8 protein-coding genes and 1 pseudogene are annotated in these 13,207 nt (G+C 40.5%); all 9 read right to left on the bottom strand.

Features of this window, described 5'->3' with window-relative positions:
- Nucleotides 1-1,109: pseudogene (locus RI561_RS09345) on the bottom strand (T9SS C-terminal target domain-containing protein); the annotation flags it as partial.
- A 33-nt stretch (nt 1,110-1,142) separates the two neighbouring features.
- Nucleotides 1,143-4,010 carry a TonB-dependent receptor domain-containing protein gene (locus tag RI561_RS09350; RefSeq protein WP_395079968.1) on the bottom strand — a complete coding sequence of 956 codons (2,868 nt, stop codon included), beginning with the start codon at nt 4,008-4,010 and terminating at the stop codon, nt 1,143-1,145.
- 152 nt (nt 4,011-4,162) lie between these two features.
- Nucleotides 4,163-6,277, bottom strand: a complete 2,115-nt coding sequence (gene ftsH, locus RI561_RS09355) for an ATP-dependent zinc metalloprotease FtsH (RefSeq protein WP_395079969.1) — start codon at nt 6,275-6,277, stop codon at nt 4,163-4,165.
- Nucleotides 6,278-6,399: 122 nt separating this feature from the next.
- A complete protein-coding gene (gene thiL / locus RI561_RS09360) occupies nt 6,400-7,428 on the bottom strand; it encodes a thiamine-phosphate kinase (RefSeq protein ID WP_395079970.1) in 1,029 nt (342 codons plus the stop codon).
- Nucleotides 7,429-7,506: 78 nt separating this feature from the next.
- On the bottom strand, nt 7,507-7,959 hold the full coding sequence (locus RI561_RS09365) for an ExbD/TolR family protein (protein ID WP_395079971.1): 453 nt from the start codon (nt 7,957-7,959) through the stop codon (nt 7,507-7,509).
- Nucleotides 7,960-8,505 (bottom strand): ExbD/TolR family protein, encoded by a 546-nt coding sequence (locus tag RI561_RS09370; protein WP_395079972.1) that lies wholly within the window; start codon nt 8,503-8,505, stop codon nt 7,960-7,962.
- A gap of 15 nt (nt 8,506-8,520) precedes the next feature.
- Nucleotides 8,521-8,787 carry a hypothetical protein gene (locus RI561_RS09375; protein WP_395079973.1) on the bottom strand — a complete coding sequence of 89 codons (267 nt, stop codon included), beginning with the start codon at nt 8,785-8,787 and terminating at the stop codon, nt 8,521-8,523.
- A 37-nt stretch (nt 8,788-8,824) separates the two neighbouring features.
- Nucleotides 8,825-9,553, bottom strand: a complete 729-nt coding sequence (locus RI561_RS09380) for a MotA/TolQ/ExbB proton channel family protein (RefSeq protein ID WP_395079974.1) — start codon at nt 9,551-9,553, stop codon at nt 8,825-8,827.
- A 167-nt stretch (nt 9,554-9,720) separates the two neighbouring features.
- Nucleotides 9,721-13,056, bottom strand: coding sequence for a hypothetical protein (locus tag RI561_RS09385; protein ID WP_395079975.1), 3,336 nt, complete (start codon nt 13,054-13,056; stop codon nt 9,721-9,723).
- Between the last annotated feature and the right edge of the window lie 151 nt (nt 13,057-13,207).

Genomic DNA, 13,207 nt, shown 5'->3' on the forward strand with positions numbered 1-13,207 from the left:
TTTAGCATTGTGGCTTCGTAATCGTTTGTGGCCATTGCATCTAAGGTACTTCCGGTGCCAAAGCTGAAAAAGATACTGTTGGTAATGTTCAATGAATCGGCTTCTAACCGTGCACGGGAGTCAAAGTTACTAACACCATCTACATCTTCTACACGAAGTGCATTTCCGGGGTGGTCGGTAAATACCGAGTTGGTGTATAGTGCTCCGGTGTTATCACGGAATTCCAACATCTGTCCCGGGTCTCCTGATGGAGTAGCATTCACTCCAGGACCTATATAAGTTGCGTTCGAGATCATTGGATAGGCGAACGGAGTTCCTGTTTCATCTCCTCCTGCTCCGTCCATCTCAGCAGAACGACCGGCTTGGTCGCTGTCCTGGATCACAAACCAGAACTGGCCTTTTCCTCGGAATCCCTGGTCCCAGTCAAACGAATCATCGTTGTTAAAAGCTGATACCAAATATTTGGCATTTACGGTACCACCAAACCATTCGTAGCCATCATCGCCTGAAGCAAAGGACTCAACATATTCAATGGTTGTTCCGGCTCCAACGGCACCCATGGTCAGTCCCTGGATTTCATTTCCTGAACTGGAACCAATATTGATACCACTGTGACGGATGGATACATACTTAAGTACACCGGAGTCGTCCATGTCATCATCACCACCGTAACCCACTAAAGCAGGATCATCGGTAATCTCATTAACGCCTTCAATGGTTGCTTCTACCGTGTTGTTTGTAGATGCACGGCCAAGAAGGATTAATCCTCCCCATTCTCCGACGTCGTCTTTGGTAAGGCCTTCGTCGTCTTCAGCAGTGAATATAATTGGGTTGCTGGCAGTTCCTTCAGCGAAAATTTTAGATCCGCGGGTAATTACCAGCCCAGATGCATCAAGATCTTGGCCGAATGCGCCTCGAACAGTCGTTCCTGCCTCGATGTAGAGATCAGCGCCTTCGGTTACGAAGATCATTCCGTCCAGCAGATATTCGTTATCTGCCGTCCACTCTGTATCAGTTGTTATGTTAGAACTTACAGTCACCACAGACTGAGCCATTCCTAAGAACGGAATCAGCACAAGTGACAATATTAGTAGCGTTGCTTTCTTCATTTTTATGGTTGGTTTATAGGTTTAGGTGTTTGATTAAATCTTGTATTTAATTCCTAAAGAGAAAGTTCTTCCACGATTATAGCGCTGATAGATGTACTCATCGCCATTAAACTTTTGTGACTGGACCATATCAGGGTCCATCAGGTTTGAAGCTTTTAAACTGATTTCAAAATGAGATCCAATAGTTTTATTTGCTGTGAAATTCAGCGTTGGGTATCCCCTTTCATAGATATTTGGGGTCGCTCCTTCAGCAACAATGGACAATCGGTCTCCGAAATAATTATAGCTTACTGACGAATTAAGACCGATGTTTGGATTTGAATACCCAATATCGAAATTCAAGAGATAGGGTGATTGCCCCTGAAGATCGCGGGTTGTTTTCGCATCCGGATTCGCATTTCTTATCACTTTGAGCTCAAGTTCAGGAATATCAACTTCGGATTTAACCAAAGTTAGGTTCGAGCCTACAGTGAAAAAGCGGAATGGATCTGCGATGAATGCGAGATTTTTACGCACTTCAACTTCGAGTCCATAAACTCTACCATTTTCAACGTTCTGGATAGAAAGGGCATCGTTACCAAGGTCTGTTCTTATGACCCGTTCAAGCGTGTTTTCCATTTCTTTATAGAAACCACTTACCGCAAATATTTCACCCGGTGCTGTAAAGTATTCCCAACGGACATCATAATTGGTAATAAGCGTTCTTCTGAGTTCTGCATTTCCCTGGAATAACAGCCCGCCTACAAAATCGAAGGTGATATAAGGGGCTAGTTCTCTGAAAGTTGGGCGCGCTACTGTTCGCGTTAATGCCGTACGAATATTCATGTTATCAGATAGGCTCACGATGGTATTAATAGAAGGAAGGAGATCTGTGTTTTGCAGTTTCCCTACTGCCAGTGATGTATCTAAACTGGCTACATTAATTGATGCATCTTCTACCCTTACCCCACCAATCACTTTAAACCAACTGGCGATTGGTAATTCAGCCATTGCATAAGCTGCATTCACCTGACTTGTCGCATCGTAGCTGCTACGAGGTGCTGTTGCATTTTGGACATAGTTGCCAAACTGTGGTCTCCCGTTATTGCTATATCCTAAAATTCCAACAGAGTCAAAAAATGCATCTTCATTCCCTTCTACATCATTTAAAGTGAGATTTTGGTTGTCAGTGTAGAAGTCGAATCGCTGCTCTCTAAAGGTCCGATCCACATCTACGATATTGCCACCAAATTTGATATTTCCGGATGTTTGGTTGAAAGAATTAAACGGTATAGAAATATCTACACCTGCGGTTTTATTGCCTTCTTCCAAATCTCTATAAAACCGGCCGGGACGCTGAAAATTATTCGTTGGGCTTGAGTGTAGTATTGCGCCTGATGGAAATGTATCAACCTGGGTAGTAAAGTATCGTAAATCAGGCTCATCCTGAATACTTGTAGCTGAAGATGCCTTCCATTCTACCGTTGTCTTCAGGAAGTTCTCAAAATAATTTATCCCTGTTATCTGGTATGAAGTTAAACTACGTTCGATGTACTGAATGGTTCGTGTCTGAAACAAAGCATCGGGCACATCCACCTGATACCCTTCTAAATATCTTCCCTGAGCCGTTCCACTTTGGGTTCTAAGAAAACGAGCTGAAATTTTATGATTTGGAGACAAACGATATGAGGCTGTTGCCATCCCTCCCCAGTCTACATTTCGTTCACCCTTATCATCTGCAACTTCAAGTCTTCTGAACAAAAGCTCAGAATCATCATAGTTACCTACCAAGTCATACCTAGATACCGTTCCGTCATTATATCCTGAGAAATTTTGACCGTATGAGAAGCTCGCTGTATATCCAAAATCATTGCCAAAAAGAGGAATCTGGTTCCCAATAGAAATCCCGTAACTTTGGTTCATTGCTCCTTGCTGTTGACGAGGGCGAAATTCATTATTAAATGCCTGTGAAAGCTGATTTAGTGTTTGTGCAGCTTCCTCATCAGTTCGGGTATCACGTAATGTTGGAAATTCTTTACCCGACTCCAGGTACTCCTTTACGACCTCCGGAATATCTCTTCGCCCACCATCAAAGCCTAAATAGTCAGTGCTGCTTGGATCTCCAATGAGCAGATCATTAAATGTAGCTTTGGTATTGAAACCTGAGGAAGCTGATAACTGAAAAGAAAACTGCTCCGGGAAATCTTTGGTCGCGATGTCTACAAGTCCACCACTAAAATTTCCGGGCTTATCCGGAGTAAAGGTTTTTAGAGTTACAATATTTTCAAGCAGGTTACTTGGGAAAATGTCCAGTTGAAAAGATTTACGGTTGGGATCGGCACTGGGAAGTTCTGAACCGTTGAGATGGGTACTGGTGTAGCGGTCCCCAAGACCTCGTATGTACACGTATTTACCGTCAACCACGGAAGCCCCTACTACTTTTTTGAGGGCACCTGCAGCATCACCACTGCCGGAGCTGGAAATTGATTCGGCAGAGATAGCGTCACTGAAAGAAATCGACTTTTGTCTCTGCCTCAATAAACCTGCTTCGTTATCTAATACAGCTTCTGCTGAAATGACAACATCACCAAGCTGTTCTGTTTCGGGCTGTAAGGTGAGGTCGAGTTTGGTTACTTCACCTGCAGTGACCTCAACGCCGGTTATGGTCTGCTTTTGAAAGGAAACATAGGTGACTTCGAGATTGTATGTACCTGGTTGAAGTCCATCTATGGTATATTTTCCATCAAGATTGGTTGCCGTACCTTTGGCAGTACCTTGAATGATTACATTAACCCCTATAAGGGTTTCGCCGGTTTCGGCGTCTACCACGGTACCTGAGATAGTACCGGTACTTTGCGCTTTTAGGTTAGTTGTAAAGAAAAGCGCAAAACAAACGAGTGCTGATATTATGTGTTTTTTCACGTGTGCTGATGTGTTTAGTTTTGCTTTCATGATTACAATGCAAAACTAAACTTCAGCCTTTTCGGTACTGTTACCGTGAGGTTATCCTTTCTTTACGGGTAGGTTACCTATTCTTTATGGTGAGGTTAACTCAGTGTTAAGTCCACCATAAATCAGACTTCAGACTCTTCGTTTTCCTTATTTTTATTTTTCGGATCTTCATCAGATTTAGAGTTTTCCTCTTCCCCGGTGTTTTCGGAATCGTTGGAAACGGAGTTTTCTTCTTCAGCTTTTGCCTCTTTTTTTGAGACTCCATTTTTATTTGAATCCGAAGGTTTTTCAAAAATACCATCCGGATATTTTCCGTGAGGGCGGTCTCCAAGTAATTCTCTCAGTGCATGATGATCCAGAACTTCTCTCTCAAGAAGTGCTTTTGCAAGTTTCTCCAGATCCTCTTTATGATCTTGAAGCAATTGAATTGTTCTCTCGTGATTACGATCAACAATTTGACGTATTTCTTGATCTATCTGCTGACTGGTTGACTCAGAATATTTTCTATTAAACCCAAAACTATCTTGTGCGCTTTGGGAATCTTTGAGCGAAATATATCCAAGCTTCTCACTCATACCATATTCGGCCACCATGGCAAATGCCATTTTTGTAATCCTTTCAAGATCGTTTTGAGCACCGGTAGATATTCGGCCAAATATTATTTCTTCAGCTACCCTTCCACCAAGTAAAGCACAAATTTTATCGTCAAGTTCTTCGGTAGTCATTAAGAACCTTTCTTCAAGAGGGGTCTGAAGAGTGTATCCCAATGCAGCAAGACCACGTGGTACGATGCTCACTTTAAGTACAGGATCAGTATGCTCAAGGAACCATCCAACAATAGCATGGCCTGCTTCATGATAAGCCACAATTTTTCGCTCATGTGGACTTATAAGTTTATTTTTGCGTTCCAATCCGGCAATAACTTTCTCAATGGAATCCTGGAAGTCTTCCATCTCAATGCTCTCTTTTTCTCTGCGTGCAGCAAGCAGCGCTGCTTCGTTACATAAGTTGGCGAGATCTGCTCCTGCAAATCCGGGTGTTTGAGATGCCAGGACTCTTAAATCAATATCACTGCCGAGTTTTAATTTCTTCGAATGAACCTTAAGAATTTCAACCCGCCCATTTAAATCCGGCTTATCAATCATTATTTGTCGGTCAAATCGACCGGGTCGAAGCAGAGCTGAATCCAAAATATCCGGACGGTTGGTAGCTGCCATTAGAATGACGCCTTTATCAGAGTTGAATCCATCCATTTCACTAAGCAACTGGTTGAGCGTATTTTCTCGCTCATCATTGGAACCCATTGCCATACCACGTCCACGGGTTCTACCAATAGAATCAATTTCATCAATAAAAATGATACAAGGAGCTTTTTCCTTAGCTTGTTTAAATAAATCACGTACCCGTGCTGCACCAACTCCTACAAACATTTCGACAAAGTCGGAACCACTTAAACTGAAAAAAGGTACACTGGCTTCACCGGCAGTTGCTTTTGCGAGTAAGGTTTTACCCGTTCCCGGAGGGCCTACCAAGAGAACTCCCTTGGGAAGTACACCACCCAATCTTGTAAATTTTTGGGGGTTTTTGAGAAACTCTACAACCTCTTCCACTTCAGCCTTGGCTTCTTGTAAACCTGCTACGTCCTCAAATGTAACTTTGGTTTCAGTCTGTTGATCGTATAAGGAAGCTTTATTCTTTCCAATATTGAGCACTTGCTGCCCCGGATTCATCTTCCTGAAGATGAAAATCCAAATAACAATGAGCAGGGCTATTGGAATTAGCCAAATAAAAATTCCACTGAACCAATCTTCTTCAACCCGAACATCAAAAGTTACATTATTTGATTCCAGAAGAGGACGAATGTCATCATCCCTGAGCATTGTAGTATTGAAATTTTTAAACTGATCCGAGCTTTCTGTTGCGAAAGGCATGTTATTATCACTACTCTCGGGACGAGTTATAACACCATCTGAAATAGCTTGATCAGAGTATGTACCTGTAACTTCTACCTCATTGGTAATAGTAATTTCAGAAACATAACCTTGCTCAACATAGTTAAGGAATTCACTGTATTTAATTCGATTTCCTGTTTCAGGAGAAAAGAATAAAACTTGAGCGAGTAGTAAAACGAAAAATAGTACGAAAATACTCCAGGTTGGAAATTTTGGTGATTTCCCGCCTTTCTTACCGTCAGGCTTAATTGGATTATTTTTGTTGTTGGAATTTTTTTGCGCCATTAAAAAAGCTTATAAATTATCTTAAGAGTGTAATATAACGATCCTATAACTCAAATAAGTCAGGACCTTAGTGATTTTGTCAATTGAACCAATAGTTGGCAAAAAACGTGCCATTACACAAGTTATGACAATTCATCAAAAGAAATGATATCACCTTCTGCAGTCTGTAGCTTTAGGCCTTCTTCCCTGTCAATCATGCGACCAATTACTACAAAATCATTAAAGTGTTTTACAAACTGCTCCACTTTTTTTTCGGGAAGCGTGAACATAAGTTCAAAATCTTCTCCTCCAAATAAAGCATAGCGATCTACATCTTCTTGCATCTCATCTGCAACCTGGCGGGTTTCTATCGCAATAGGTATCGCGGCCTGATAAATTTGTGCGCCTAATTCTGATGCATCTGCTAATTCATTAACATCGTGTACCAGTCCTTTTGTCAGATCAATCATGGAGGTTGGTACAACGTTATGCTCTTTGAATGTCTCAATCAAATCTTTGCGAGCTTCAGGAATTAATTGTCTTTTAACCACAAACTGATAATCACCGAGTTCGGGTTGTATTGATTCGTCACCGTGTTCTTTCCAGTGCTTCTTTTCTCTCATTAATATTCTTAAACCGGCGAGTGCCCCACCAAGATCTCCCGTAACACAAATGGCATCACCTTCACCTGCACCAGCGCGATAGGTTAGTGCTTTTTTATTCACTTCCCCCTGAACACTAATTGAAACTACCAAATTTGCATGATTGGCTTTCAGGTCTCCTCCTACTAACTCCACATTATGTTCCTTTCCAGCAGCATAAATTCCTTTGTATAAATATTCAATCATCTGCACCGACATTTTATTGGGTCCGGCAAGATTAATCAGCATGGAAACCGGTTTACCGTTCATTGCATAAATATCGCTAACTCCGGCGGATACAATCTTATATCCGAGATGCTGAAAAGGAGTATAGGTAGGATCAAAGTCCACTCCTTCAACATAGGTATCAGTTGAAAGCAAGGTACAAGAGCTTTTGGACTTCGTAATTACTGCTGCATCATCTCCAATACCTTTTACTACTTCGCTATTTTTAAAAGAATCGAAACCTGATAATTTATCAAGAAGTGCTTTACTGCCTATACTTTGTATAGTTTGAAAAGAATCTGGCATTATTTTGCTTGAGTTAGAAATAAAAAAAGGCACCTGCATCAAACGACACAGTTGCCTTTAATAATTCGTAATAAAAATTTAGTTCGGCTCTCGTTTAGTCGAGTAATTAATTTGAAACGTACTTGCCTGCTTTAGTTCTTCCTGAACATCTGTTAATAGACCAAATTGAGAATTTTCATCAACTCGTAATGATACAATCAATCTAGGTTGTTCACGAAGTTTATCATACATCAGATTTCTTATAGCTCCTATGTCTTCCACTAAAGCATCATCAATCTGAACTTTATCTTGCCCCAAGCGATTGCCGGGCAATCTTTCAGGACCGATATATATATAAGACAAACGTCTCTTTTGTTCGATCTTCTCAATGTTTTCGGCCTGAGTTAAAGTCACTCTCACCTTCAAAGTTACTTCTCGTAACACAGTAGTAACCATGAAGAAGAAGAGCAGTATAAAAATTACATCAGGCATAGCTGAAGTCGGTACTTCCTGTTTACTTCCACCTCTTTTCTTTTGAAAATGTGCGGCCATTTAACTATCCCCCGGTTCTGCGATTGAGATTTTCTTAGGATACATGTCTTTGATATTTTCATGCTGAGGGCTGCCATCATTAAGTGCGCCATAAGGCACGCCATAGTTAGCCCGCGATGCTTCATCCCTTAAATCTTTATAAGCTCCCATAACCTCATCCAACATATCGATGTAAATTCGATATGGGGTTTGGCGCTGAGTTTTTATAGAGATAATAGCCAGATCGGGAGTTTCTGCAAGGTTAGGATCGTTATTAGGGTTCTTAATGAACTCTATAAGATCTGCTTTTACTTCACCTATCTGTGTAGGTTGTTCATCCATTAAGATTCTACCTTCAGCATTTACAAGAATGTTCATCAGGTTTCGTTCTCGAATGGGTGGGGGTTCCTGATCATCCTCTAATGGCGGTGGTAACACCAAACCAATCCCGGTATCCACATTAATAGTGGTTGTTACCAAAAAGAAAATCAGGAGAAGAAATGCAATGTCAGCCATGGACGAACCATTGATCTCGGCTTCTTCTCTTTTTCGTTTCTTGATTAACATAAATTGCTATCCTGTTTAAAACTTAAAGGTACCACGCAGTCCTGTTAGGGTAATGGTTAACACCATAGCCCCTAACATAAACAATGCAGTGAATACTCCGGCTTTAGGTACTTCACCAAATACACCATAAGTAATTCCAAACACAGCGAATGGAACAAACATCATGCCTATTCGCTTAAAGTCCTGTTTGCCGTTCATTAGGCTTTTTATTCCCGAAACAATCATTCCGAGAACACCAAGCACTACTAAACCAACGCCTAATCCAACACTTAGAGTAACCATATTTATATCCTTTTATTTTTTTGGATTTCTGTTATGATTAGTTGTCGTCGGAATCAGACTCAGGACCTACATTAGGAGCAATCTGCTTACCTTCGTTTAACAAAATAATAGAGTCAATTAGAGTAATGGAGCTTTCTTCCATTTCAGCAATAATGCGGTCAATTTTGGATACACAATAGTTGTAACCAATTTGCAGAATGATACCCGCTATCAAACCACCGGCTGTTGTAAGAAGGGCAACTTTAATACCACCCGCTACAATACTTGGAGAGATATCTGCTGCAGCTTCGATATCATCGAAAGCCTGAATCATACCTACTACCGTTCCAAGGAATCCAAGCAGTGGTGCAATTGCAATAAATAGTGATAACCAAACAAGACCTCTTTCAAGGAAACTCATTTCAATTGAGCCGTAGGCAGATATTGCCTTTTCGGCAGCTTCTATACCTTCGTGAGAACGCATCAAGCCAGCTTGAAAAACTGAAGCTACAGGACCTCTTGTTTGTGCACAAAGTTCTTCGGCAGCTTCTATACCACCTTCTTGAAGAGCTTCTTGTACGTTAACGATAAATTTACGTGTGTTGATGTCGGCAAGGTTAAGGGTAATAATCCGCTCAAGGAAAATTGCTAATCCCAATATGAGAGCGATAAGCACCGGCCACATCCAGCCACTGTCATTACCTTCGTTAAATTTTGCGACAATAACGTTAAAAAACCCTTCGTCAGCAGGGGCTTGTAAAAGAAAAAGAGCAATCGACGATATCATGTCTACTCCGCTAATAGTTTAATTGTTAAAGGCTAAGATTAATGAAGCGAAAGAATAGTTTATTTTATACTAAATGTCAAAGTAACATTGGTCATAAAATCTCTTTTTTACTTAATGTTACCCAAATTATCCAAGTATCAGATAAATAAAGAATTATCAATTGCTTTCTAAAAGTTTGCACTCACAATAAATTTAATGGTATGAATTGACGGGCGATCCGAAACCGTCCTGCCGTCGTATTGAAAACTTAAATTAATTAATCTATTTGCTCTGTAGGTGCTATTGATCGACCAGATTAGGTTCGTACCCTCTCCGGTTCCTTCAGTTAACTCATAATTTCCATAGGAAGAGGAGCGCCCACTTAATTCAGTTTTTCGCAACTCAACCCTGAAATTTGATTGGACGGTATTCCACAAATACGTACGATGAGAAGTGGTTACTTTTAAAAGTTCTGCTTTTACATTTTCTAATGGATACTTGTCTGATTTTTGAGCGTATGAAATTTCTACGTTTGCATTCCATGACCTGTTAATAGTTCCATTTATTCCAGGGCGAACACTATATGACCTTATGTTATAGTTACGAGTTTGGAAACGACTGCTTTCGCTTTTGTTCTTAGCCACTCTTGCATTAAAGGTAACTCGCACTTTATTAGTCACATCATAACCCGAATTGAGGTAACCGCTGTTGGTAAAACTTTCTATAGATTCACTGCTTTGCTGATTTAATCCCTTACTTTCAAAATATCCAACTGTTAAGTCCACTTTTCTGCTATCTGAAAACACATCTAATTCTTGCTCCCAAAGTAACCTGCCTTGCACCGTAGTGGAGTCATTTCTGAAGGTTTTTAATTTCAGCAAATAAATGTCACTTAAACGATCAGTAGTTGAATTTTCGGTGATGTCAACCCTAGAATTTAATTTCATTCCCGAAAGCCAATGTTCTTCTTCCCTATTTTTGAAGGGTGAAATAGTATTGATCCATCTTGCTGATAAATCCACAACGGGGTTTAACTCATCTGAGGGTAAATATTGTTTGATAAAGGTTCCTTCATTAGGACTTATCTCAGGAAAAAATTCGTCTATTTGTTGAACGCCATCTCTATTTATATCATCCCAAACATATTGCCCAATTTCGGGTCTTACCTGAATGTAACTTTCCTGAAGAAGTGCCCTTCGCTCCGTATTCGCTTCATAAAATAGCTCCCCGTCAATAAAATTATTGGGAGACGAATAATTTGTTACTGATTTAATTAGTAATCCTTTACGGCTTGAATTCCCTTCATTTACAAAAGCTTCAGTAAACTGTTTATTTCGGTATCGTACCTCATTGGTGGTATTGAATGCTTTGCCAGGATTATAAATAAGCCGGTAACGCTGCTCCAATGCTGTAGATTTATTTTCCAAAGAGTTTTTGATTACTCCCTTTTCCTGCCGATGAGCAAAGCTTATATCAAATTCAAAATTTTGATAATTGAGTCTCAGTCCCGGACCTACATCATAAAATATTTCAGAACGCTGCATCAGGGAATCGGTACTTAAATCTCTTTGTATTCTGTTTTCATGTTCAAACCTGACATAAGGAGTAGCCATTATTTCACCAATAGAGAGTTCCTTTAGCATATTTCCTTGTTGCCTAAACCAACTCCCCCTCTGATTTATCTGTCTGTCATCGTTTTTAACAAAATCCTGACTGTAGTTCACATTTAAAAATTTGCTTCCTTCATTTACTAAAAATGAAGACTGTCGGGTTCCCTCGTAACTGTTCCGGTTCAATATCCCAATTTCACCCCCAATTGTTAAGCGATCATTAGGGCTAAGACTAACCCTTATTTCATTAATTGCTTCCTTACTTGCATCCTGATCGGATACATTCCACTTCCGATTAAATTCTACATCTTTAATCCGGTCAAAAGCCTGAAAATTCCTTCCATAATATAGTCTCCTGACTTCTGCATTCAATTCCCCAAGCCCTGTTGCAACACCCATTAATTCTATCCCTGATTCATATCCCATATCTGTATTGTCCTCATCATCTAATGGTGAAAATCGGTTTGCATCAAAGTCACTTACTGCCCATTCTCCAAATGCCGTTATATTTTCTGAAATTTTGAATCTCCCGTTTAAAGCGGCCATTTGCTGTTTTTCAGGAGCCGGTAAAGGCCGTTGCGAAGAGTAGCTTCCATTATTAGGTCCCACCCATTCATACAATAATCCATTTACCTCTCCACTGACTCTTCGGTAGCTTCCCTGTCCTTCCCCTATTTTCGAAAATTGAACTCTATATATAGATTCATCTGAACCGGGACGATGTTCATAGATCGTAAAATCCTGACCATTTAACGTGGTATCAACACGAACATATAACACAAACTGTTCTCTTTCTTCTTCACTGGCTATCCGGGCACCGTCGGTGAAGACCTCATCTATATTATCGCCCACTTCCTCTAATCGTTCAATATCATTCCTGGATAATGTTTGTTGAGATAGCAGATCATCACCATCGGCTTGGCGAATTACCGTTGCCCCAATTTCTAACTTTCCATCCATAAACTTACTCCCTCCTTCAGCTGCCACCAGCGTACGGTTGAAATTCTGATCCACATATTCATATTCAATGACAATTCGAGTCTCATCTTTGATCAAAAGATTATTGGTAAAGGTTATCTCTCCCAGTCCATAATCGATGATATAGTCATTTTCAGCCCCTCTCTGCACTCTTTGACCATTAATATAGACCTTTTCAGTTCCCGCTAAGATGATTACAAATTCTCTGTCATTGTCTCCGGTGAGCCGGTAAGGACCTTGAACGCCTTCTTGTCCCTCAAAGCTAATGGATTTAAAAGTTCCCCTTACAACCGAGGCAGCAGCAGTATAGTCTCCAAAGTCAGAATTCATGACTCCTGACGCTCCCTGTAGTCTTCTCTCTAATGTAGCGAACCTTGAGTTATCTAAATTCACATCTACATCTCCCATTTCGATGGATGCATTTGGCGCGTTCAATTGTATAAAAACCTTATCAAATTCCCGAAGATTTTGGGTGGTTCCATCCGGTTGGATTGGAATACTTTGGTCGGTAAGGGAGGCGTTAATGGTGATATCTTTTGTAAGTGCTCCGGAGAGCTCAAAATTTAAACCGCTTTCAAGGGAGAAATCCTGATTGGAACCAACTATAATACCCCGACTTAAACTTCCGGACTGCCTCAAATTGGATTCCTGAAATGCTGTATTGTTTAGAGAAGTCAGCTGTTGATCAAGTGAGTCCTGATTCTCAAAGAAAGAAGCATCTATTTCAACCGGTTCAACGAGCTGAAACTGCCTTGATAATGAAAGTGGATATACCTCAAAAGAAACTATTACATTTTGTGAATCTGTGAATTCAAAATACCCGGACTCATCAAAGCTTATTAATCCGGTAGCTTCATCAAAGTACCAGCTATCTGAACTAATGCTATCTTGGTCCGCGATTACAATGATTGACTCCGGCAGCACCCAATCATCCAAGAAATAGGAAGAGTCAGCTTTGAAGGGCTTAAGCTGCTTAGATTTGGATAATATATGTTGAGCCTTGACAACAGACGAACAGAGCAAACACAGGGTAATAATACCTGCTATTATTGTTACATAATGCTTGATTGCCGATGCAGCCAGAATA

This window comes from Gracilimonas sp. (assembly GCF_031581265.1).
Taxonomy (GTDB): Bacteria; Bacteroidota; Rhodothermia; order Balneolales; family Balneolaceae; genus Gracilimonas.